At 51.6% G+C, this 23,028-nt stretch carries 20 protein-coding genes; 8 read left to right on the top strand and 12 right to left on the bottom strand.

Annotated elements, in window-relative coordinates; genetic code table 11:
• Positions 1–37: 37 nt before the first annotated feature.
• The 5 genes from E1757_RS09870 (at position 38) to E1757_RS09850 (ending at position 5,324) form a co-directional block, all read left to right on the top strand.
• Positions 38–997 carry an ABC transporter permease gene (locus tag E1757_RS09870; protein ID WP_133227235.1) on the top strand — a complete coding sequence of 320 codons (960 nt, stop codon included), beginning with the start codon at positions 38–40 and terminating at the stop codon, positions 995–997.
• Between the two features lie 18 nt (positions 998–1,015).
• Positions 1,016–1,888, top strand: coding sequence for a carbohydrate ABC transporter permease (locus E1757_RS09865; RefSeq protein WP_133227233.1), 873 nt, complete (start codon positions 1,016–1,018; stop codon positions 1,886–1,888).
• Positions 1,889–1,921: 33 nt separating this feature from the next.
• The gene (locus tag E1757_RS09860; RefSeq protein ID WP_133227231.1) at positions 1,922–3,418 is read left to right on the top strand and encodes an extracellular solute-binding protein; all 1,497 of its coding nucleotides are present in this window, start codon (positions 1,922–1,924) and stop codon (positions 3,416–3,418) included.
• A gap of 53 nt (positions 3,419–3,471) precedes the next feature.
• Entirely contained in the window at positions 3,472–4,221 is a 750-nt protein-coding gene (locus E1757_RS09855) for a LamG domain-containing protein (RefSeq protein WP_246079112.1), read from the top strand.
• Between the two features lie 242 nt (positions 4,222–4,463).
• Entirely contained in the window at positions 4,464–5,324 is an 861-nt protein-coding gene (locus E1757_RS09850; protein WP_165972045.1) for a helix-turn-helix domain-containing protein, read from the top strand.
• Positions 5,325–5,507: 183 nt separating this feature from the next.
• Here E1757_RS09850 and E1757_RS09845 read toward each other — a convergent pair whose 3' ends face one another.
• Entirely contained in the window at positions 5,508–6,230 is a 723-nt protein-coding gene (locus E1757_RS09845; RefSeq protein ID WP_246079111.1) for a GNAT family N-acetyltransferase, read from the bottom strand.
• Between the two features lie 255 nt (positions 6,231–6,485).
• Between E1757_RS09845 and E1757_RS09840 the strand changes: the two genes are divergently transcribed.
• Both E1757_RS09840 and E1757_RS09835 read left to right on the top strand, forming a co-directional pair.
• The gene (locus tag E1757_RS09840) at positions 6,486–7,805 is read left to right on the top strand and encodes an ABC transporter substrate-binding protein (RefSeq protein WP_133227227.1); all 1,320 of its coding nucleotides are present in this window, start codon (positions 6,486–6,488) and stop codon (positions 7,803–7,805) included.
• A gap of 129 nt (positions 7,806–7,934) precedes the next feature.
• Positions 7,935–8,756 carry a tetratricopeptide repeat protein gene (locus E1757_RS09835; protein ID WP_133227225.1) on the top strand — a complete coding sequence of 274 codons (822 nt, stop codon included), beginning with the start codon at positions 7,935–7,937 and terminating at the stop codon, positions 8,754–8,756.
• A 309-nt stretch (positions 8,757–9,065) separates the two neighbouring features.
• On the opposite strand, the gene E1757_RS09830 is transcribed toward E1757_RS09835, so the two are convergent.
• The 9 genes from E1757_RS09830 to E1757_RS09790 form a co-directional block, all read right to left on the bottom strand.
• Positions 9,066–10,427, bottom strand: coding sequence for an MATE family efflux transporter (locus tag E1757_RS09830; protein ID WP_133227223.1), 1,362 nt, complete (start codon positions 10,425–10,427; stop codon positions 9,066–9,068).
• A 308-nt stretch (positions 10,428–10,735) separates the two neighbouring features.
• On the bottom strand, positions 10,736–12,316 hold the full coding sequence (locus E1757_RS09825; RefSeq protein WP_133227221.1) for a response regulator transcription factor: 1,581 nt from the start codon (positions 12,314–12,316) through the stop codon (positions 10,736–10,738).
• Positions 12,306–14,123 carry a cache domain-containing sensor histidine kinase gene (locus tag E1757_RS09820; RefSeq protein WP_133227219.1) on the bottom strand — a complete coding sequence of 606 codons (1,818 nt, stop codon included), beginning with the start codon at positions 14,121–14,123 and terminating at the stop codon, positions 12,306–12,308. The genes E1757_RS09825 and E1757_RS09820 overlap by 11 nt, the downstream gene beginning before the upstream one ends.
• Before the next feature lie 121 nt (positions 14,124–14,244).
• Entirely contained in the window at positions 14,245–14,463 is a 219-nt protein-coding gene (gene tatA, locus E1757_RS09815) for a twin-arginine translocase TatA/TatE family subunit (protein ID WP_133227217.1), read from the bottom strand.
• Complete coding sequence (gene tatC / locus E1757_RS09810) at positions 14,456–15,208, bottom strand: twin-arginine translocase subunit TatC (protein ID WP_133227215.1); 753 nt, start codon at positions 15,206–15,208, stop codon at positions 14,456–14,458. Before tatC ends, tatA begins: the two co-directional genes overlap by 8 nt.
• Before the next feature lie 27 nt (positions 15,209–15,235).
• Positions 15,236–16,840, bottom strand: a complete 1,605-nt coding sequence (locus tag E1757_RS09805) for a glycosyl hydrolase family 32 (RefSeq protein ID WP_133227213.1) — start codon at positions 16,838–16,840, stop codon at positions 15,236–15,238.
• Between the two features lie 36 nt (positions 16,841–16,876).
• Positions 16,877–17,722 (bottom strand): carbohydrate ABC transporter permease, encoded by an 846-nt coding sequence (locus E1757_RS09800; RefSeq protein WP_133227211.1) that lies wholly within the window; start codon positions 17,720–17,722, stop codon positions 16,877–16,879.
• Positions 17,723–17,738: 16 nt separating this feature from the next.
• The gene (locus E1757_RS09795) at positions 17,739–18,683 is read right to left on the bottom strand and encodes a carbohydrate ABC transporter permease (protein ID WP_133227209.1); all 945 of its coding nucleotides are present in this window, start codon (positions 18,681–18,683) and stop codon (positions 17,739–17,741) included.
• Between the two features lie 17 nt (positions 18,684–18,700).
• Entirely contained in the window at positions 18,701–20,029 is a 1,329-nt protein-coding gene (locus tag E1757_RS09790) for an ABC transporter substrate-binding protein (protein ID WP_165972044.1), read from the bottom strand.
• Between the two features lie 432 nt (positions 20,030–20,461).
• On the opposite strand from E1757_RS09790, the gene E1757_RS09785 reads away from it, so the two are divergent.
• Complete coding sequence (locus E1757_RS09785) at positions 20,462–20,749, top strand: hypothetical protein (protein WP_133227205.1); 288 nt, start codon at positions 20,462–20,464, stop codon at positions 20,747–20,749.
• Positions 20,750–20,856: 107 nt separating this feature from the next.
• Here the strand turns inward: E1757_RS09785 and E1757_RS09780 are convergent, their stop codons facing one another.
• Entirely contained in the window at positions 20,857–21,711 is an 855-nt protein-coding gene (locus tag E1757_RS09780; protein ID WP_133227203.1) for a sugar phosphate isomerase/epimerase family protein, read from the bottom strand.
• A 36-nt stretch (positions 21,712–21,747) separates the two neighbouring features.
• Entirely contained in the window at positions 21,748–22,812 is a 1,065-nt protein-coding gene (locus E1757_RS09775; protein ID WP_165972043.1) for a Gfo/Idh/MocA family protein, read from the bottom strand.
• Positions 22,813–23,028: the final 216 nt, after the last annotated feature.

Below are 23,028 nucleotides of genomic sequence, written 5' to 3'. Positions count from 1 at the left end.
GCGATTACAACAATAAACGGAAAGGATACTCCCACTTATGTCCAGTCTGAAAAAAGAACGTTTGCCCGCTTCGAGAGCGGCAGCCCCGACACGGCAAAGATGGTGGGTCGAGCTTCGGCAGGATTATGATTTGTATCTGCTTCTGCTGCCGGGTCTGGCCGTATTGCTGCTGTTTAAATACGCCCCTATGTTCGGCATTGTCATAGCTTTTAAAGATTTTAATTTGTTGAAAGGCATTTGGGGCAGCCCTTGGGTCGGCGGGAAATACTTTCAGGAGCTGCTCGCAGATCCGAAGTTTTATTCCGTCCTCGCCAACACGCTGCTGATCAATTTGTACAAACTGCTGTTTCAATTTCCGCTGCCGATCATTCTCGCGCTGCTGATCAGCGAGGTCCGCAATCTCGTGTTCAAACGTGTTGCGCAAACGATTACGTACCTGCCCCATTTTTTATCCTGGGTCATCATCAGCGCGATTTTCATCAACCTGCTGTCGCCGCAAACCGGCATATTGAAAGGGCTGTTCGGGTTGTTCGGACTGCAGAACATCATGATGATCGCAGATGAGCGGTTTTTCCGCAGCATCCTCGTTTTATCGGCGGCATGGAAGGAGACGGGCTGGTCGTCCATCATCTACCTTTCGGCGATTCTTTCCATCGACACGCAACTGTACGAAGCCGCCAAAATCGATGGCGCCGGTAAGTGGCGGCAAATATGGCACATTACGCTGCCGGGCATCCGCAGCGTCATTTTCTTTATAATTATGCTGCGCATCGGCAATGCGCTCTCCAACGATTTGGAGCAGGTGCTCATGTTCTATAGTCCTCTGGTTTACAATGTCGGTGATGTGATCGGCACCTATGTATACCGGATCGGATTGGGTCAAATGAAATACAGCTTTACAACGGCAATCGGCTTATTCCAATCGATCATCGGAATGGCCCTTATTGTAACAGCCAACTATTTCAGTAAAAAATTCGGCCAGCGCAGCCTATGGTAAAGAAAGCGAGGGAGCGGCATGAGGTTAAAATCGAAAGGCGAGCGGTTATTCGACGGATTTAATTATATGTTGCTAACCGCTGCAATCCTTATTTGTCTGATTCCGGTCCTGAACATTGTCGCCAAGTCGTTCAGCGCAGAAGCGAACGTTCTGGCCGGCGACGTATTTATTTGGCCGGTGGGCTTTAATCTCGAAGCGTATAACATTGTGCTGGGCAGCCAAAAGTTTATTCGATCCTTCGGAAACTCCGTATTCATTACCGTCACGGGCACTGTGCTGAATGTTACGTTGACAGTGTTTACAGGGTACGTACTGTCGCGGAACCGTCTGCACGGTCAAAAGCTTGTCATGATGCTGTTTGTGTTCACCATGCTGTTTCATGCGGGCTTGATTCCGACTTATCTGGTCATCAAAAGCCTCGGGCTGCTTAATACATTGTGGGCGCTTATCCTTCCGACACTCGTAAGCCCGTTTAATATGATTCTCGTCCGGCTTTATTTTTTCAGCATTCCGGACAGTCTGGAGGAATCCGGGAAGATGGACGGCGCCAGCAATCTACGCATTTTGTTCCACATCATGATCCCGTTAGCGATGCCGGTTATTGCGACTGTCGCGCTCTTTTGCGCGGTGGAATATTGGAACAGCTACTTCGAAGCGCTTATGTATATTAACAATTATAAGCTGCTCCCGCTGCAGGTGTTTTTGAGGGAGATGATCCTTAGCGCATCGGACGCTTCCGACAATGTCGATATGCTGTCGCAAATCCACGTTTCGCAGGAATCGATACGGGGGGCCACCGTCGTGGCGGCGACACTTCCCATCGTGATCGTCTATCCGTTCCTGCAGCGCTATTTTGTCAAAGGCATGGTGCTTGGCGCCGTAAAAGGCTGAATTCATATCAAAACAAGGGGAGGATTCATCGTTATGAAAATCATTTCCAGAAAGCTTTCATTATCCGTCGCCGTCACAGCTGCGGCATCCGTTATACTTGCGGGCTGCGGGGGCGGCGATGCGGCAACCGCGCCTGGCGGGGCGGCCGGCTCCAAAGAGAATGTCACGTTAAAGATGCTCGTTCCGAACAACGTGGAGGAGTTTCCGGCCGGTTCCGATATTAACAACAATGAGATCGCCAGCGCCATCCGGGAGAAAACCGGCTTCAATGTCCAATGGGAGCTTCTGCCCAAGGATAGCGAAGCGGTACGGCAAAAGCTGAACGTCATTATGGCGTCTGGCGAGGCGCCGGATATCATTATTATCAACGACAGACAGACGTTCGGCAGCTTTGTGCAGCAGGGATTGCTTACGCCGCTCGACGACCTTCTTAACGACGTGGGCAAAGATATTAAAGCGATGGTCACACCCGAACAGCTCAGAACGTCCACGGCGGAAGACGGAAAAGTGTATGCCGTCAGGTCGCTCACCTTCAATATTGCATCCCGCGGTCTGTTAGCAAGAAAGGATCTGCTGGACGAGCTCGGCATCCAGGAGCCAAAAACGCAAGATGAGTTTTACGAAGCGCTGAGAACGATAAAAGCCAAAAAACCGGATACCGTGCCGTACTCTGCTAATTTGGCGCAGGGCCTCTCCTCGCTGCAGGTTATTCAAAGCATGTTTTACCCGCCGGTCGATTATTTGCAAAAGAACGGAAAGGTCGTTTACCCGGCCGTTGAGCCCGAAGCGAAGCAATTTTTGACTTTTGCCAATAAATTGTTTACCGAAGGCTTGCTCGACAAGGAATCGGTAGTGAACAAGATCGATAATCTCAAAGAGAAGTTCGTCAGCGGGAAGGTGGCCATGAGCACCGTCGGCTGGTCCGATGCCAAAGCCATCGACGATGCGATCAAAACGAAAAATCCGAACGCCAAAATGATTTACATGGAGCCGCCTACTGGAAGCAACGGAGCCTTCGGCCTATACAAAGCGCCATCGCTCGTTCGTTATATCGTCATCCCGAAGTCCAGCAAGCATGCCAAGGAAGCGATTCAATTTTTGAATAAGGCGGCCAATAAGGAAATTATCGATTTCATCTCGTTCGGTTTCGAAGGCAAGCATTTCGAGAAGAAGGACGGCAAGGTGGTTCCGACGCCGGAAGCGCAAAAAATCCGGTTTGCCGTCTACTATAACATGTTCGACACCGTGGAACACGGGATGCAGCGCCTGCAAATTAAAGGATGGATTCCTTATTTTGTACCGTTGACCAAATATGCCAAATATGAAGATGTGCTGGAGCTTGTGTCCCCGATCGAAGCCGTTGATAAAAAAGCGAAAGAGCTGTTTGATTTAAGAGACGAGTATTTCCTGAAAATGATTACCGGCGCATTGCCTCTCTCCGCTTTCGACGAATATGTCGCCAAATGGAAAAAAGCGGGTGGCGAAGATGTTGTAAAAGCGATGAACGACGTTTATAACGGTAAAAAATAAAGGGCGCGCAACGCACAAGCGCGGCACAACCAGCGGAAGGAGCGTGGAATTAATTGAACAGCCGAGTACAAAGCATAATGAATCTTCCCGGTCTTGTTTCGTTCTGGGATTTCCAGGAAGAAGCAGGGCAAGCGCGCATTGCCAAAGGCCCGGTTGCCTGCCGGTTGGAGGAGATGGCCGGACCCGTAGCGCGAACGGAGGACGGACTGTTCGGCCGCTACGCCGCAAGCCTTCAATACGGCCAATGGCTCCGGGCTCCCCGCAGCGCTTGTCCGGAGCTGAATTTCTGCGGGAAGCGTGCAGCGTTCAGCATACTGGCCTGGCTGAAAAGGGAAGACCGCTTCTACCCGCAATGCCAGGCCGTCGCCGGCATGTGGAACGAAACGGAAAAGAAGCGTCAATACTGCCTGTTTCTGGACCTGCGAATATGGGACAGCGCCGATCAAATCGGAGGCCATGTTTCTTCAGGCGGGGGCGCGACACCCGGATATCCGTGGTGCATGACGACAGCAATCGGTGCCACCCCGGTCACGAAAGGCGAATGGCATTGCGCCGCCTTCACTTATGACGGGACATACGCCAAAGTATATTTGGACGGAACGCTGGACCGGCGGGAAGGCTACAACCCTTATTTATATGACGAGGGATTGCATGACGGAGGCATGGACGGAGCCGATTTTACGGTAGGGGCCGTGCATCGGTCGGGTGAGATAGGCAATTTCTACGCCGGGCTGATCGGCGGGCTTGCCATATTTAACCGAACCTTGACGGAGATGGAAATAGAAAATATTTCCAATTGTTGAAGCTGCTTCTCTCCCTCCTCGACACTAAGAAAACCTCTATCGAGGCATTTAAAGATGAGCGACCGCGATTTACAAGGAAGGTTTTCTTGTGATAAAGAAAGTGTTCAGCTCCAATGAAATTTTATACTATCTTTATCGTTAAAAAAAGCTTTACCAACCGCTTCCGGGCAGTTTACGATATACGTAATGAACGCGTTTACAAATCGGGGCCTGATGGACGCAAGAGGGAGAGGAGGGAGCTAGTGTTTTACGATGACATCCGTCTGGAGCATGAACTGAACTTTGTCAAAAAAATCGGTACGCTGACCGAGCATGAGCTGCACGTTCATGCAGCCCTGGAGATCAGCGTGCTGCTGGAAAACGATGCCAACTACCACCTCATCGACCGCGAATATCACGGCAGGCCGGGGGATGTCTTCGTCTTCCGCCCGTTCGAGCCGCATTGGAATCTCGCCCGCGAGACCGGCAGGCCGATGAAATGGACGATGGTGCTGTTCGCTCCCTCCATCGTCCGTTCCATCCCGGACGGCTACAAGCTGCTGACGCCGTTCTACGCGGCGGATAAATTCGCGCCTTTAATCAAAGGACATACTTCCTATGCCCAATCGATCCACCGGGCGGCGAAGGAAGCGGTGGAGGAGGAAGAGCGGCAGCTGCCCGGCTGGCGTGCCAAGCAGCTCGTATGCTTCATCGATATCCTGGTGCAAATTTTCCGTTGCTACACCGAGGCCCAGCAGGACCAGTCGCTGCACAAACGGCAGGCCGATCACGGGATCATTCAAGTGATCGAGTACATGCTGTCCCATTTTTCCGAGGACATCGATATGTGTGAAATGATCGCGATGTCGAACTTGCGCAAAACGATGTTTTTCAGAACGTTCAAGGAAATCACTCGGCTGTCTCCCAATGAATTCATCAGCCGGCTGCGGCTGCAATCGGCGATTCATCTGCTGGACCATACCGACAAATCGATCACCGATATTGCGTTCGAGTGCGGCTTTCACTCGTTAAGCTATTTTAACAAGCATTTCAAGCAGTTCAGAGGCGTTTCCCCCCGGGAGCACCGCAGCCTGTCGCGGAGCTCGGGCCGGTTGCGGTCCTAGAAGTCCGGTGATAACGGCCCGCTGCGCAGGCGGATCATTCTTCCGATCGCTGTTGTCCCCGGACTTCTTGAATTTATACCGCTTAGCGGTAGAAATCCGGAGACAAAGGCGAACGCTTGCGCTTCTCCAGAACGACACCGCCCTCTCCGCGTTTTCTTCACCGCACTTCTTCTAGACCTCCGTTTAATCAGCGCTCCATTCGGAAGCGAGCAGCCCCATAAAATAAGTGTCATAGTACTGCCCGCCGCTGTAGCCGTGCTTTCTCAGCTGTCCCTCGACGACAAACCCGACTTTTTTATACAGGCCGATGGCCTGCTCGTTAATGCCCCGCGTCGTTAAATAAATTTTGTTCAGGCGCAGCTGCCCGAACCCGATGGCGACCATTTGCCGCATCGCGCTCAGTCCATAGCCGCGCCCCCGCGCCTCGGGCGACAGCAGGATGCCGATTCCCGCCCGGCCGTGCTCGTACTCGATATGCTGCAAAAAAATCCAGCCGATCAACTGGTCGTCTTCATTTGCAATCGCCAATACGAGATCGCCGTTTTGCCGTTTTTTCTCGACATGCTTGACGGTCTGCTCGTACGTCAACGGCGTCCGGCCAACCATCTCGATGGAGACGGGATCGTTCAACCAGCGGTGAAGCTCCTTGATATGTTCCGGCTCGAACGCCCGTAGCCTCACCCGGCCCGGATCGCCATGCGGGCTGCTCACGCTGTCCATCTGCATTCCTCGCTTTCGTATTTGTGGAATGCCCTTATTGTAGCAAATATTCCCGGCAGCCGGATAGCCGTGCAGCAGATTCCCCGTCTCATCGAAACGAAGCTCGTACGGCTCCGTCAAGATGTCGATTTCGCCGTGACGTTTCGCCTCCTCCAGCATCGCCGTGCTGATCTCAATTTCGCCCACACGCAGCATATCCTTGATTCTGACGAGCCGGCACCGTTCATACTGCAGCATGGCACAGCTTATTTGCCAATAGATCGTTGACAGCCGTACTTGACGGTGCTATATTTTATCATAGTAAACCAATTGGAATAATAAATTTTATAGCTACCGGACATCCGGAGACTGGCTGACTGCCATGTCTCCTTTTTTTGTTGCCATGCGATGCTCCCGGAGCACAAGCACTTCAACTTAATCGAAAAGGCGGTGTATATTCTCATGAAGACATTTGTTTCCTCGCTTGCCGTACTGCTTGCCCTGACCGGCCCCTTAACGGCCTGCTCCAAACCGGAGGCCGGCAGCGCCGGCGGCACCGATGCCGCGGGCTCCGGCTCGTCCGACATCGTCACGCTGAAATTTTTATCCAACGGCCCCACCTTCACGAACACGGAGTTCAAAAACCAGATCCAGCTCCCCGTCCAGCAAAAATTTCCGCGCATCCGGATTGAACGGATCGAACCTCCCGCCGGTACGGCGATTCAGGAGCTGTTCTCCTCGGGGACGATTCCCGACATCGTCTTCGCCAGCAACTACAATCCTCTGAAAAAGCTGAAAGCGATCGAGGACCTGCGCCCGTGGATCGAAAAGTATCATTTTGACGAAAGCCGGATCAAACCGCACTTGTACGGTTATGTCAAGGCCGCCGCCGAGCACGGGGAAATTTACGCCATTCCGTATAACTCCAACCAGCACATTCTTTATTACAACAAAGACGTATTCGATAAATTCGGCGTTCCTTACCCGCCCGATGAGCAAATGACTTGGGAGCAAACATTCGAGCTGGCGCGCAAGCTGACCAGGACCGAGAACGGTGTCGACTATATCGGCCTGGACGTGGAAGGGTTGACCGGCTTTTCCAAAAGTTTGGCGCTGCCGATTCTCGATCCGCAAACCGGCAGATCGCTGCTGACCTCGCCGGAGTGGCTTCGCGTCTTCAACGCAACCAAGGAAAGCTTCGATATTCCCGGCTTTCTTCCCAAGGACAAAACGAAGTATTTGCACGGCCGCGACGTCTTTATGAAAGACCGGACGATGGCCATGCGCCCCGCATGGCTCGCCAACATGGTCGGGCCGATGGAGGAGCTGCACCAGCAGGGGATCGAGGTCAACTGGGATATCGCGCCGGTGCCGAACTTCGGCGACCAGCTGGGGAAAACGAGGGAAGCTCAGGTACACTCCGTGCTGATGACGCAGCAAAGCAAGCATAAGGACGAAGCGTTTCAAGTGATTCAATATTTGCTATCCGACGAGGTGCAGCGCATTATTGCCCGCAACGGCCGGGTGCCGGCGATTATTAACAAGGAGCTGGAGAAGGAATACGGGGCGGATGTCGGCGTGTTGAAGGGCAAAAAGATTGAAAATATTTTCAAAGGCCAGCCGCTGCAGGATCATACGATTCACGAGTTCGAAGGGGATGTCGGCAAATTCGTAACCGAGGCGAATCTCGATCTGGCCAAAGGAATCGACGTCAACACAGCGATACGCAAAGCGTCCGAGGCTATCGACAAGGAAGTCGAGCGGCTGCGAAAAAATCAATAGCGGCACAAACAGCGGTCTCCGCTATTGCCTGCCCGGAGTCTGTCATCTTTTTCCGGCGGCGTCAGTTGCATTCGGCACGGGTTTTGTCTAAAATCAAGACAATATGCTGATAGCAAAGGAGAACGTTTCATGAAACCGTGGCTCAAGATACTGCTTCAAATCGGCGTACCGGTCGTCATCCTGATTATCTTATTCAAGCTGGGCCCCTGGTACGGCTGGGCGGGTGTCGCCGTGCTTGCCGCCTTCGTTATTTATTGGCTGCGCGGAAATTACTTCGCCTTCCAGGCGAACGTCCGCTATAACAAGAAGGACCTGAGAGCCGCCGCCGATTATTACGGCCGGGCCTACAAGACGAACCGCAATCCCGGAATGGCCGTCTCGCAAGCTTTCGTACTGCTGAAGCTGGGCGAGAACGAAGCGGCGGAAAGCTTGCTGGAGCAGGTCATGCAGCGCAAGCTGTCGCGCAGCAGCGAAATCAACGCCAAGATCAACTACTCCATCGCTTTATGGAAGCGCGGCAAGCGGGCGGAGGCGATCGGGCTCATGGAGGCGATTGTTCCCAACTTCAAAAACTCCGTCGTCTATGGCAACCTCGGCCTGTTCTACCTGATGTCGAACGACTTGGACAAGGCGTTGGCGCATAATCTGGAGGCTTACGATTACAACGATACGGACAATACGATTCTCGACAATCTGGCATTGAATTATTACTTGCTCGGCCGGTACGAGGAAGCGAAAGAAATTTACGATAAGCTGATGGAGCAAAATCCGACCTTCGCCGAAGCTTACTATTACTACGCCATGACACTGGCGCAGCTGGACGAGCAGGATGCCGCCGTAAAGGCGCTGGAGCAGGGGCTGTCGTACGAGCCATCCATGATCACGGACGTGACCAAGGCGATGCTGGAAGCCAAGCTCCGTGAATGGCGGCCGGCGGCTGCAGAGGAATAGCGCTACGCGGCGCTTGGCGGCTGGCGGCGGCGATGGTTAACGCTGCAAATAGGGGCTCTAAGGTCCGGCAACACGCGCCATGCGCCATGCTGACATTACTTTGTGATCGTTGTTCCGGCATGCTCATTACTTTTGAAACGTTAACTTGAATTTCGACTAATTTCGGCTTTGCAGCGCGCAGCTGCGGCAGCTCAAAACCCGCCGTAATCGCATACGGCGGGTTTACTTTTGCACAACAATCAGAACATATGTTCGAATACAACTTCATCCGTTCTCTCGGCCAGCCAAAGGTTAGCCGGCATCGGCAGCTTACCTTGCAGTCACGCTTTTCGTATCCGTCCGGACCAAAGCCTTCTTTTCCCATGCCCGACTTTTCCAGCGATGCAGCAGCAGCACGCCGCGCACCCATTCATCTAATATAAATACGAACCATATCCCGATCAATCCGTAGCTCAGATGAATGCCGATCAAGTACGTCAGTGGAATGCACATCCCCCACATGACGATAATCCCCATAACGACGATATATCGGGCATCGCCCGCAGCGCGGAGCGCTTCGCCGATAACGATGTTCAAGCATCTGCCGGGTTCAAGCAGGAAACCAAGCGTCAACAGTGCCGCGCCAAGGGCGATGATCTGCGGATCGTTCGTAAACAGCCCGATCAGCGGTTCCCGGAAAATGAAGATGAGACAGACGCCGGCCATCGATAGCAGCTGGCTCAAGCCCAGACTGCGGAACAGCTGCCGGTACGCCTCCTCCTTCTCCCCCGCGCCGATCAGACGGCCGATAATGATCAGCGTTCCCCGTCCTAACGAGATGGACAGTACCATAATGAAATAAATAATATTTTGCGTATAGATTCGAGTCGACAGCATTTCCGCGCCGAGCGATGTGATGTAATACGTCGTGACGATTTGGCTGGCGGAATAAGCCAATTGATTGCCTCCGGTCGGGATGCCGACCGACAATATTTTCTTGATGTCCTCAAGCTTGCTCCGGACAAGATCCTTCAAGCCCAGGTTCAGCCTGACGACCTTCCTCAAAATGACGCAGTATACGATAAGCCCCAGCGATTGGCTGACCGCCGCCGAGATGGCGACCCCCGGAACGCCGAGCTTCGGAAATCCCCACGGCCCGAAAATGAACAAATAGTCGCCGGTCAAATTGAGCAGATTCATTCCGATGCTTACGAGCATCGTATATCTCGTAAAGCCGTGCACCTGGGTAATGGCGGATATCGTCAGATTGACCGCCTGGATAAACAGCGCTCCGCCGACGATAAGCAAATACGTCCGAGCCTGACTGAGCAGGTCGGCCTCCAGCCCGAACAAGCCGAGCAGCGATTTGCTGAACACCATCATACAGACGCTGATGAGCAGCCCGAACAAAAAATTGAGCGATATCGCGCCGGCCGCAAACCGTCTGACATCATCCGTCTTATTGGCGCCCAAATATTGCGATATGACCACAGCGGTGCCCGCCGAAATGACCTGAAGCAGCATAAAGGTAAACATGATCAATTGGTTCGAGACGCCCACGGCCGCTACGGCCGCGTCGGACACATGACTGACCATGAATGTATCTGCGGTCCTCATAAACATTTGCAGCGAAGATTCGATAAATAAAGGCCAGGTAATCGCAAATAAAGCAAGCTTTTTCGTATTCGTCATCTAACCGCTCCGCCCGCATCGTACATGTATCAGCATCGTCGTGCCGTCATAGGGGCTCCCCCTGTTTCTTATGATTGTCTTAAAGCGTTTACATGAAAAATGTCTCGCATTCGCGCACGCAGCTTTCCTGCTTACCATTTGTAATTTAACATATTTTTGTAAACCGGACAATTCAAATATTGCGACATGACGGCTTCGATTCGGAGCTGAGGCAAGCGGGCAGAGCAATAGGGAGCAAGATACGATTACGGCGGCAGTTCCTTAAACTCTTTATTTTTTAAACAATCTACTAGTTGACGGTCTCGTCTTCAGTTGTTTTTATATTCCTTCGGCGAAATGCCCTCGAGCTTTTTAAACACTTGATAAAAATACGCATATTCCTTGTAGCCGACCATCTCGCTGATTTGCACGATCGTATAATTGGGGCTCTTCAACAATTTTTTGGAAGCCTCGATCCTCGCTTTGGCCAGCAAATCCACGAAGTTCTCGCCGGTCTCTTTTTTCAAAATCCGGCTTATATGTCCTGCGCTTACCGAGAAACGGTCGGCAATGTCATGCAGCGTTGTTGTGACATAATGCTGCTGAATATACGAAACGATGCTTTTAACCAGCAATGAATAAGAAGATTGCTCCTCCATTTTGCTTTTGACGATGCGGATAAATTGCTTCAAATGAAGCTTGCTTTGGTCCAGGTCATTCGAGCCGCTTATTTGTTTAAACGCCTGGTCGAGCGTCGCGGCAAGCCCGTTATAATCGCCGGTGCTGTCGATATAGCTTTTCAGCGAGGAGAGGCAGGCTTCAGCCATCAGACTTTTGGCAATAACCGGGTTTCCCGCGCTGTATACGGTTATTTCCTCAAGCAGACGGTCCGCAAGCGATTCGGCTTGATCCGGTGGCGCCGACTCAAGCGAGAGCTTGAAGCGATCCAGGCTCATCACGATCGAGGCATGCTCCGAGCCGGGGTCATCCGTATCCCGGGTCAGCCTTTCAGGCGAAATCACGACCATTTCCCCGCAACTATAGAAGAAGCTGCTGTCCATCAGGACCGACGCTTCCTGATAAGCGAGTCTCATCAGGTTCGCGCTTTTATATACGGAGCTGACCGCGATGGAGAGAGACAGTTCTTCAGGCTCGGTCAAAATCCGGCTCAGCTCATGGGCCAATCCGGTTAACCACGATTTGGCATGTTTGAAGGAGCCCGCTTCCTTCATAAACAAAACGACGATCAGGTTCCCGTTGATGATCGTGTGCATAATCTCGAAGCTGTCCCGCTGGATAAGCGAATCCAGCCTTTGAACAAACTGGTCGTAGACCGGCTCCCGGCACTCCGCTTGCTGCCTTTGCTTGGCTACAACCGCCAGGCAGCCGCCCTTGAACGGAGCGGCCTGGCTCATGTTGTCATGCCAGGCCCGCTCGGATTCGTCGGCGACAACGCCTTGCAAGTAATGGGTCAGCAGCCTTCTGTTTTTTTCCTGGATATACTTTTGCTGTTCCTGAAACTGTAGCTTGTCGCCGGCGATTTGCAAGATGGCGGATTGTACCGCTGCAAACAAGTCGGCGTTTTTCACCGGCTTTACAATAAAATCGAAGACGCCTAGTTTGACCGCTCTTTGCGCGAATGTGAAATCCTCGTAGCCGGTAATGACGATCGTTTTCGAATAAGGCAAATAAGGTTTGATTTGCTGCGTAAGCGTCAGACCGTCCATACCCGGCATTTTAATGTCCGTGATGATGATGTCCGGCCGCTTGTCCACGATTAACTTTTTGGCGTCGCAGCCGTTATCGGCCTCCCCGGCGATTTCGCAATTTAGCAGGCCCCAATCCATCGTTTGTACAATACTTTTCCGTATTAAAGGCTTATCATCGACGACGATCACCTTATAGCCCATACTGAACCTCCTCTTGATTCAACGGAATCGTAATTTTTACTATCGTACCTTCGTTCATCTTGCTTTGCATGGTGACACCGTATGCTTTGCCGAACAATAGCTTGATCCGTTTATCGACATTTCTGATCCCTAACCCGGTATGTTTTTCGGCGGTTTGCGTTTCCTGAGCCTCTTGGGCAAAAATAGCGTCGATCTCGCCTGGTTCCATACCGACACCATTATCGCTTACCGTCAAGAGCAGCTCGCCGTCCATACGCCGGCTGCTCACCCGAATAAGGCCCTTGCCGCTCTTTTGCTCGATCCCGTGGATGATCGCATTTTCAACAATCGGCTGAAGTATAAATTTGGGCACCTGCACCTCCGATAAAGCTTCATCCAGATCGTAGGCAATTTCGATTTTATCCATATACGTGTAACCGTGAATAGCCAAATAATCTTGAATATACGACAGCTCTTCCCGCAAAGCAATCGTTTGCCCTTTCCATCTGACGCTTTCGCGGAGCAAGTTCCCCAACAAGCAAACCATGTTGCTGATATCTTCCTGTTTATTAATTTTGGCCATGCTGTTGATCGTTTCCAATGTATTGTACAAAAAATGCGGGTTCATTTGCGATTGGAGCGCGTTATATTCGGACTGCAGCGCCCGAAGCTCCGCCTCCTGCTTTAACAGCTTCTCCTTGTATACGGAATCGATCAGGTTTTGAATTTTCAGCGACATGAGATTGAATTTCTCCGCAAGCAAGCCGATCTCGTCCCGGCTTTTCGGCTGAATCCTTTTATGGAAATGGCCTTCCGAAATATTTTTTATTTGCTCAAGCAGAAGTCTTATATTATGGCTAATATTATTGGAGATCAGGTACGCGATCATGAGGGCGATAAAGAATGAAATGATACAGGCTGTCACCGTCCAAAATTTCAGCCGATCCGATTGCTTCGTTATTTGTGCCAGCGAAATGAGATTGACCGCTTTCCACTTGCCGGTTGCCGACGTTTTGGCGATAAATAAATACGGTTTTCCCTCATAGGCCAGTTTACCGGTCGGTTGTCCGTTTAAGTACCCGTTTTGCGTCAAATAATGAGTCATCCAATCATAAGGTATCGTATCTGGCGCGTCCCGGTTGCTGTATAAAAGCATCTCATTGCTTTCATTTAATATGAGAATATTGCCGCCCACCAGTTTATTCATGGAGACATACAGATCGCTCAGGTAAGATTTATTGATTTCGACTATAAATACGCCCAAATATTCCGACGTGTTAATATCGTATACAGCTCTCTCGATAATGATATTTTCGCCGGAGCCCGGGGACCACATGTACGTCTCCGCCGAATTTCGCAGCTTCGCTTCATCGGCGGCCGCTCTTTCCACGGCTTGCTCTTCCGTCAGCTTGGAATCGACTTTATTCACGTAGTAAACATGCTCCCGCTTGTCGACAACAGCTGCAGACATTAAATATTGCTTGGAGTAAACCAGGTAAAATAAAAAATTGCGGATAAACGTGTCTTTCTCGTTACTGCTCATTTTTAAAAGAAACGTATCGCCGTTAATCATTCTGTATATGTTGGAGCCGGAATACTGCAGACTTAGCAGTTCCTCGACATCTCTTTTTCCTGAGGTCAGGTTCAGCATCATCTGCTCCATGGAATATTCCGAATGGTTGGAGGTCACTTCCGTCAGCTGATCTGCGGAAATTTGATAATTGATCGTGCTGATCATAAACACGGAAATCAGTATAATTGCGGTGTACGAGACCAAAAACTTGGAGCGGATTTTTAAGTTGTTGAACATGGCCATAATCCGTTTCATCCGTTACCTCTACTCTGCAGTATCGCGTAATAGGCTATGAGGAGAAGAAGAGCGCACATCTATCATAGCATCAATCGTGCGCTCCTTCTATTCATTATTCGATAAGGGCCGGCTACCGTAATTAAGATTCTTTCCCGGAAGAAGCCTGTTCCTGCACGGAACCGGTGAGCGGCTTCGCCGTCCCTTCTTCTTGGGCATACAATCCTTTGGCGCCGTCCTTGAATTCCTTCAGCATCTTCCCGAAGCTTCGTCCCAGCTCAGGGAGCTTGCTCGGGCCGAACAATAATAAAGCGACAACGATAACTAGTAAAATATGACTGGGGGTAAACAGATCACCCATGAAGAACCACCTCTTTATTGGAGTTGAGCTGCTGCTGCTTGCGAATGACCGCAGCCGAGAGCCAAATACTGATCTCATACAACGCAAGCAGCGGGATTGTGAGCAAAATAGGCGATACGATATCCGGCGGCGTAATAATGCTGGCCATGATGACGAAGAGCAGGCAGGCCGTCTTGCGCTGCTTTCTCAAGAAAGCGGGCGTAACCAGCTGAAGATGGGTTAAAAACACCACCACCAAGGGAAACTCGAACACAAGCGATACCGGGAGCAGAACACCGAACATAAAAGAAAAATATTGATGAATCCCGTACATTTCATTGAGTCCGAGCTTATGCGTCAAGGAGGTGCTAAAATGCAGCGCCATCGGAAAAACGACAAAGTAGGCAAACGCGAAACCGATCAAGATGAGGCAAAAGACAACCGGTATGTAACGCAGCGTCGCCTTCCTCTCTCTCACCGTCAAGGCGGGAGCGACAAACGACCAGACCTGATACAAAATAAATGGAACCATAACGATTAATGCGATCATAAAAGCAAACTGGATATAAATCCGTATCGCATCCATCGGCGAAAACACGTTCCAATCCAGCGTTGAGGCGGGAGGCGTCCGCTTCATATATCCGAGCAGCGGCTGAACGGTGAAAAAAGAACCGGCTATAGCTGCCAGAAATACGATCAGAACCGATATGATTCGTTTGCGGAGTTCCTTCAAATGGCCCTCCAGGGAGCTGCTCTCCTGCTGCATCGATATCCCCACCTTATTGTACTCTCTTTACTTGCTGCCGACGGTATCAATCGGCCCTGTAAATCCCGGACCGCCGGCGGCGACGAAGCCGCGACTGGCGCCGAATGCATCCGGGCTGACCCAGAACGAATACAGCTCTCCCTCCGTCAGGAGGAAGCGAAGCTTAACCGGCTTGCCCACCCAATCCGACAGATCGTTCCTGCCGACCCATTGCACTTGCGCGAGCGTTTGGTCCGCACGCACCGGGATGCAGTCTTCCATTGTGTATCCGTCCACGGCATGCCCGGATTCGTCCAACAGCTCGACCCGCAGCTCCCCGTCCTTCGTGTTCGCATTGACGAATAAATAGCTGCCGTCAAACCTGATGAGACGGGTCATTAATTCCCCGCCGCCTTGCGGCGCATCCATCGAGGCGAAGCCGTCCCGGCGCAGCACGGCAAGCCCCGTGCTGGCTCCCGCATACAGATCGCCGCCCCTTTGCGGGGATATGCCCGAGAACCCGCCGACATAGAAATACAGCTCGTCGCCAACTACGAGACATGAGCCCCCGGCCGAATGCAAATAGGCGCGGTTCCATGTCCCTTCCTGCTGGGAGCAGGCCAGGAAAGGCGTGCGGTCCGAACGGTCGAAGTGAAATCCGTCACGGCTGAAGCCAATCATCAATTCCGTAATCTTGGGGAAACCCGCTTCCTCGCACACATGATTGGGCGGTCCTTGATGAATTTGGAACAACCCCAGAATGACGCTTTCATAAGCTACGGCATCAATATTGTACAGCTGGGTCGGACATTGATGCTCGGGATGCGGCGGGTCCAGATCGTCGGCTCGCGACCAGACGACCGTATCCTCGTCGGACCAGTCCGCGCCCTGCACGAAATCGTCATGCTCGCGGTAGGAGCGGATGCGGAAATAGCTGCGGTCGGAGCCTAAGCCCGTCCGGATGCTGTACACCCATTTTTGCCGGAACGGGTTATAAAAGAATGTCGTATTGTCCCCGCAAGGCCCCGTTCGCACCGGCTCTCCCCAATGTATGCCGTCAGGAGACGTATAGACCTCCCCGAATTCGCCGTCAGGCGTCCGGAAATAGGCGAACATCTTGAATCGTTCGTTCGGGTCCTGCGCGTCATGATCCAGCCATACGCCGACCCCGTCGCGCCGGAAGCCGGGCCGGGTCGCCAAAACGCGGTTCGTTCCGGGCTCGATATCGAGAAGTTTTCTTTCCCAGCGAATACCGTCTTTGCTTTCAGCATAAGCGATCCCGTCGAACCATCCGGCGTGATACCACATTTTAAACAATTGATCCTTCGGATCATAGAAGACGCCGTCATTAAACGGGCAGGCGACCGGACAGACGCCGCTATTCATTTCCAGTCCGGTTTCCGGCTTCAGCACAGGATTGCCTTCATGCCATCTCGGCTTGTGAAACGTTCTGTGCAGCGTGGATTGCTCGATGAGAAAATCATCGACAAACAATTGACGTCCGACTTGAATCGGAATAACTGCGGGCGGGTTTTGCAAATACGGAACCGGCAGCGGCTCCCGCGACGTCCCGTCGATACCGGTCGGCGGCCATATTTCCGGCAGCTTGATTCCGTTATAAAGCGTGTCCGGCGCAGCGTTCTCTCTGTTCATATGCATAAATCCTCCCGATCATGTAATATGACGCGGCTAACCTTTGACCGCGCCGACAGTGGTCCCGTCGACCAAATATTTTTGACAAAATATGTAAAACAATACAACAGGCACGAGCGACATCGTGACCCCTGCCAACAGAGCCGACATATTGCCGTTGCCCATATATCCTTGCAAAATCGTGATGCCAAGGGGCAGCGTCATTTTTTCATACGTATTTATAAAAAGTAACGGCGAGAAAAACATATTCCATGAAGCGATAAAGCTGAACACCGCAACAACCGAAATAGATGGCATGGAGATCGGAACGATAACTTCTCTGAAAATCCGGTAGCGGGACGCCCCGTCCACCCTGGCCGCTTCCTCCAGCTCGGTCGGAATGGTACTCATAAACTGCTTCAATAAAAAGATGCCGAACGGATAAATCATATGCGGGACGATCAAAGCGGCGTGCGTATCCATCCAGCCCAGCTTGCGGATCATGATGAATAAAGGAATAATCGTCACCTGATGCGGAATCATGAGCGCCGACAGCACGAGAATAAATAAGGCGTCCCGCCCCGGAAAGCGCAGCCGCGCAAAGGCGTAAGCCGCCGTAGCCGAAGACGCGACTTGAGCAAGCCCGACCAGGACGGATACTTTCATGCTGTTCCAGAAAAATGCGGCAAATGGAATCGATGCGAATACGGCGGCATAGTTGTCCCACTCAAATACGGAAGGCCATAAAGAGGGAGGCAGCTTGAATGAGTCCATCGCCGGCCGCAAGGAAGTCGCAAACATCCAAAAAAAAGGAGCCATAATGAACCAGGCGATTACAAGCAGCACCGCAGTCAGTATGAGCTGATAAAAGCCGATTGTGCGTTTTACGCCGGCAGTTTCCATGCTTCTCTCTCCTATCCTATTGATAATGAACCCACTTCTTTCCCAACCGGAACTGGAGCAAGGTCAAGACAAGAATAATGACGAACAGGGTCATGGATAAAGCGGAAGCATAGCCCATATCAAAAAACTTGAACGCATGCTCGTATATATACTGGTTGATCGTTCTCGAAGAGTCGCCCGGCCCGCCCTTGGTAATCAGGAAAGGCTCGTCGAAAATTTGCAAACCGTTAATCAGCCCCATCGTAACGACAAAAAATAACGTAGGCGTCAATAATGGAAGCGTGATGCTCCAAAACGTCCTCCATCTGCCGGCGCCGTCGATTTTGGACGCCTCGTACAGCTGCTGCGGTATATTCGTCAAGCCGACAAACAGAAATATGAAATATTGCCCGCCCCCTTTCCACACGCTGAACAGCACGAGCGCAGGCACGCTCCAGAAGGAGGAGGTCAGCCAAGGGATCGATTCGACGCCAAGCTTGCCCAAATAATAATTGATGACGCCGAAATCTTTATTCAGCAAGTATCCCCAAACAATCGCTACCGAGGAGGTCGTAACCATCACGGGAAAAAAGTAAAACGTTCGCAGTACATATTTCCAAAAATTGGACGAAAGACTTTTTACAGCCAATGCCAGCGCAAGTCCGAACAAAATATGGAGCGGCAGCAGCAGCAGCAAATATTTGACGGAATTCATATAAACGACGGATAGTCTCGGATCATGGAACGCCTGTACATAATTGTCGAAGCCGGTAAACGCCATCGGGCTTATAATATCGTATTTCGTTAGTCCTAACACGATGGCCGCGATAACGGGGATGGCGATAAAAACGATAAATAGCAGCATCGTCGGAGCCAGAAAAATCCAGGCATCCAGCGCCTCCCTCTTTTTCTCCCTGCCCCATCTGTCGGCGCGTCCTATCCCCGGAACGGGTTGCCGTTGTTGCTTCACCTCATTGATCATTCAGCTGTCCTTTCTTGTTACAATCCTTTATCCAAAATTTTTTGCATTTCGGACGTCGCATAATCCAGCCCTTTCTTGAGCTCTACCTCGTTGGCAAAAACCGACCCCAATACCCGCGTATACACATCGTTAAGCTTGTTGAAGGTAGGCGGGGCTTGTACAGGCCGCGCCACTTCCGCGCTTTCATAATACAGCTTGCCGTTCTGCGGCGGTTTCTTCGGAATCTGCTCCTCGGCAACGGATTTCCGCGACGGAATGCCGGAAGAAAACAGCTGGGTCTGGGCGGCGGCGGAATTCAGAAATTTGATAAATTTCCATGTCTCGTTCGGATGCTTGCTGTCCTTCATGATCATAAATCCGTCCACCCCGTAAATCGTCGACGGCTTCTTCAAGGTCGGCATCGACTGGATATTAAAATCGGTAAATTTCTGATCCAAATAACCGGTTACCGGACTGTACCCCGCAGCCGCCATCGCGACGTTCTGAGTCAGAAAAGGATCGCCCATAGCGCCGACCTCGGATGGAGTGGGAGCATATTTGTATTTATAAATCAGATCGTGAAAAAATTGGAACGATTCTACGCAGGCCGGGTCATTGAGCGTGCATTTGGTCATGTCGTCGTTGAAGATCGCTGCGCCGTTGCTGTACAGCCACTGCTCGTTATCGATCATTCGAACCTTGAATTGATAGCCGAACTGCTTTTTGCCGTTGCTGTCGCGGGTCAGTTCCTTGCAATAGCGGAAGAAATCGTCAAGATTCCAGGTCGGAGGCGGAAGCTCCAGCTTCGCTTCGCCAAGCATTTTCGTATTGAAGTACATGACGCGGTTATTCCACGTAAACGGCAGGCCGAAATATTTGCCGTCGATAATAAAGGCCTTCTGAATATTCGGATGAATGTCGTCCAGCTTGTCTACCGGATCATTCTTCATGTAAGGCGTCAGCTCGATCGCCATATTTTTCTTGACGAACAGCTGGGTGCCTTCAATCGCGATGTGCGCGACATCGGGAGGCGTGCCGCCGGCAATCATGACCGATACCTTATTAAAATAGTCGTCCCAATCCGAACCGGGCACATAAATAAGCTGCACTTCGATATCAGGATTTTGATCCATAAATTGCTTCAGCAGCGCGTCCCAGGCGCTCTTGTCCTGTCCGTTTCCCTGGCGGGCGAATGTCAGCTTCACCTTCTCCTGACTGCCCCCGGCGGCCCCGCTTTTACCGGTCTGATTGGTCACTGCGGAGCATGCGGCCAGGAAGCCCGGCGTTGCCATACCCAGAACGACGAGCCCCGCCTTGCCTGCTTTCTCTAAAAATTCCCTGCGTGAAATCGATTTTTCGTTAGACAAAGAAAGTACCCCCTGACTTGTATGGTAAGTGTTTCTTCCTAAATTGTAACGCTTATTGCGCGCTCTTGACATGAGGTGAAATTGATCTTTTATTAGTTTTATTAACATCGTCGGCCTTAAAAGTCCGGTGAATAATTCCCCGCTTCGCAGGCGAATCCTTCTTCCAATCTCTGTTGTCACCGGATTTCTTGAATGTATACCACATTAGCAGTAGAAATCTGGGGACAATAGGCGACGAAAGCCACTTCGTCCGTTCGCGACTGTAATGCCCCATCTGCTGAATGGTGACGGCGCAGCTCGTTCTCTGTGCGGAACTATCGCTCCAACTTTTTTCCCGCAAAAAATGATCGAATATGACACCGTTATTTCGACAGCTTTTACATGACGGCTGATGTAAACTTGAAGCTACATTATCCAGGAGGTGCGTTGTTTTTGACTAATAAGAGTATCGAGACTAGAGCAAAATGGTTTATCGAGGAAGAAATCGAACGGCAGTTGACCGGTTTGGAAAGGGGTATTATTAACAGGGATCAAGCGATCGGAAGCCTGAATACGATTTTCAATATCGCGTCCGGCATCGAGGATGCTCAATATATGCAAATGATTTGCCGATTAATCGGACATATCAAGTCAAATAACCATTATTTCCAATTAAAAAAGCTGTATTTGAAAAAATACTTTGACAGCATGCAAATCGCGGAAGAAAAAGAGATTATATAATTGAACAAGGAAGCCGGCGCGGTCTTATTACCGCTCCGGCTTTTTTTGATAACGGAGCTGAAGCTTTCTATCATTGCAAGAAAACCTACATTTAAATCGCGGTCAGATTAACGATAATATTTCTTGACGAGTCCCTTCAAATGATACCGCATCAAAATCGTCTGTTCCACCGCATGAATCCCGGCTGCCGTTTCCGCAGGTCCGCTCCAAAATTCCATCGCGATCACCCCGTTCCAACGAAGTCCTCTCAGCCGCTTGACGATCGCATCGTAATCGATTTCCCCGTACTCGAAAGGGCATTTGCCCCAGCCGACCGCCGCCTGTCTCGCATGCATATGCCCGGTGTACGGCAGCAGCTTCATCGTCTCGCGCTGATCGTAGCCATGCACCTGATAGTGCAAAAAGTCGAGCGTATACCGGAGTCCCTGGACCCGCTGCGCCATCTCCACGGCTTTGGCCGGTACGTTCAGCAAAGAATGCTGGCTCGGCTCAACATGGAAAGCGACGCCGTGATCGGCGGCAATAGCCGTCATCTTGCCTAACGTCTCTGCGGCATGCTCAAAGGAGCGGTCGAAGCCCTCTTCTGCGATCAGTATGCCCGCCGAGCCCATAATGCTGCGGAAGCCCGCCAGCCCGGCAAACCGGCAGACGCGCTCGAAGCTTTCGAGCATCCGCTCACGCTTGCGGAGATCCGGCTGGCTCGTTTCCAGCTTCTCGCCATCCGCCAGAACGGTACCCAAAAAATATTCCGCCGGGCGAAGCTCGTACTTTTCGCACAGCTCCCTGACCACCTCAGCTTGCCGCTCCGGGTTGTCGATAACCTCGGCTTGTCCGATCGTACTGACCGAATCGACGTCAATGTAGGCGTAGCCGAGCTTTTGAATGAATCCGAAAATTTCATCCGGCGTGCCGGGCCCGTAATTCCGCGAGTGACAGCTGAAGCCGATCTGCAAATTATCCATTGAATGTTGCCTCCCCTGATTTGATGTGACGTTAGCTCAGTCCAGCGCAACCTGCCTGCCTTTGTCCTTCATTGAGACCCGCAGCGCGTCCAGCACCTTCATCACGACGACGCTCCGCTCGCCGCCGCTGATCGCCGACCGGTTGCATTCGCGAATGCATGAGAAAAAATGCTCGTACATCGCCGCATGCGTTTTTCCGCATTCGATCAGCGGTTTCGATTCCGTCATGTGCCCGTCGAGGTGCTGCGTATAAATCCGGATGCAATCATCCGATTTTTCCTTATAGCATTTGTTGACGTCATAACGGATCAGGCCCATATCGCCCTGAATGTCGACCATATACTCGGCAGGGGCCGCGGCGGATCTCATCGCTTTGTACAAAAAGCTGCTGCCGTTATCGAATTGGATCAGCGCCATCGCGCAGTCGTCGACTTCACCGGCCTCCCTCCGCTCAAACGGGATCGACAGGTTGTCGTATTTGTAGTAGCCGATACCGGTTACGGATACAGGCCGCGGATCGCCCAGAAAATAAAGCGCCCATTCCACATTATGCGAAGCGCTTTCCATGCTGATGCCGTCGCCGCCGATCGTTTTCCGCTTCCCGCCCGCGCTTCTCGTCGAAGCGCGCGTGATCGTCACATTAAAAACCTCGCCCAGCTCCTTGTTGTCGATCATCCGCTTGAACATCTGCATCTGGCTTTGCAGCAAGCCGTTGGAGCCGACGATGAACACCTTGCCGCTCTCATTCGCTGCCTGCAGCACCTCGCGCATTTCCGCTTCATTCAGTGTCGCCGGCTTCTCCAGGTACACATGCTTGCCCGCGCGGAGCGCATTGATCGCGATTTGGGCATGGGTGAACGTAGGCGTACAGACGCATACGGCATTAATTTCCTCCATCGCGAGCAGCTCCCTGTAATCCTCGAAAGCATGCGGAATGCCGTGCTTCTCCGCTGCCTGGAGTGCAATTCCCGGCTTGGCATCGGCAGCCGCCGCGATATTGACGTTCGAATCTCCGATCGACCGGATCGATGGAATATGCCTTTCCACCGCTACCCGCCCCATACCAATAATGCCCAGATGAATCGTTTGGTCGCCATGCATAGCAAATTCTCCTTGTCCCATATATTTACGGTCCGGACTCATGCCGGAATCGCGCCTTCTTCTCCATCTTATCTGTTAATGCCGTAAACTGCCACTGTAAAATATAAGAACATACGTTCGTTTGTCGCGTGTGCGTAGGGAGAATCCTCGCTCAAGCTTCCGAATCCGCACTTATATCTTCAACTAAAAAACTGACGCCGGCAAAATTCCGACGTC

This window comes from Paenibacillus piri, assembly GCF_004354045.1.
Taxonomy (GTDB): Bacteria; Bacillota; Bacilli; order Paenibacillales; family NBRC-103111; genus Paenibacillus_S; species Paenibacillus_S piri.
The sequence above is the reverse complement of the archived record's forward strand: the minus strand, read 5'-3'. Positions and strand labels throughout refer to the sequence as shown.

What these genes read in the sequence shown, in the direction of transcription:
- E1757_RS09870 (WP_133227235.1), top strand. Translation starts at nt 38, where the DNA reads ATGTCCAGTCTGAAAAAAGAACGTTTGCCCGCTTCGAGAGCGGCAGCC.
- E1757_RS09865 (WP_133227233.1), top strand. Translation starts at nt 1,016, where the DNA reads ATGAGGTTAAAATCGAAAGGCGAGCGGTTATTCGACGGATTTAATTAT.
- E1757_RS09860 (WP_133227231.1), top strand. Translation starts at nt 1,922, where the DNA reads ATGAAAATCATTTCCAGAAAGCTTTCATTATCCGTCGCCGTCACAGCT.
- E1757_RS09840 (WP_133227227.1), top strand. Translation starts at nt 6,486, where the DNA reads ATGAAGACATTTGTTTCCTCGCTTGCCGTACTGCTTGCCCTGACCGGC.
- E1757_RS09835 (WP_133227225.1), top strand. Translation starts at nt 7,935, where the DNA reads ATGAAACCGTGGCTCAAGATACTGCTTCAAATCGGCGTACCGGTCGTC.
- E1757_RS09830 (WP_133227223.1), bottom strand. Translation starts at nt 10,427, where the DNA reads ATGACGAATACGAAAAAGCTTGCTTTATTTGCGATTACCTGGCCTTTA.
- E1757_RS09825 (WP_133227221.1), bottom strand. Translation starts at nt 12,316, where the DNA reads ATGGGCTATAAGGTGATCGTCGTCGATGATAAGCCTTTAATACGGAAA.
- E1757_RS09820 (WP_133227219.1), bottom strand. Translation starts at nt 14,123, where the DNA reads ATGAAACGGATTATGGCCATGTTCAACAACTTAAAAATCCGCTCCAAG.
- tatA (WP_133227217.1), bottom strand. Translation starts at nt 14,463, where the DNA reads ATGGGTGATCTGTTTACCCCCAGTCATATTTTACTAGTTATCGTTGTC.
- tatC (WP_133227215.1), bottom strand. Translation starts at nt 15,208, where the DNA reads ATGCAGCAGGAGAGCAGCTCCCTGGAGGGCCATTTGAAGGAACTCCGC.
- E1757_RS09805 (WP_133227213.1), bottom strand. Translation starts at nt 16,840, where the DNA reads ATGAACAGAGAGAACGCTGCGCCGGACACGCTTTATAACGGAATCAAG.
- E1757_RS09800 (WP_133227211.1), bottom strand. Translation starts at nt 17,722, where the DNA reads ATGGAAACTGCCGGCGTAAAACGCACAATCGGCTTTTATCAGCTCATA.
- E1757_RS09795 (WP_133227209.1), bottom strand. Translation starts at nt 18,683, where the DNA reads ATGATCAATGAGGTGAAGCAACAACGGCAACCCGTTCCGGGGATAGGA.
- E1757_RS09780 (WP_133227203.1), bottom strand. Translation starts at nt 21,711, where the DNA reads ATGGATAATTTGCAGATCGGCTTCAGCTGTCACTCGCGGAATTACGGG.
- E1757_RS09775 (WP_165972043.1), bottom strand. Translation starts at nt 22,812, where the DNA reads ATGCATGGCGACCAAACGATTCATCTGGGCATTATTGGTATGGGGCGG.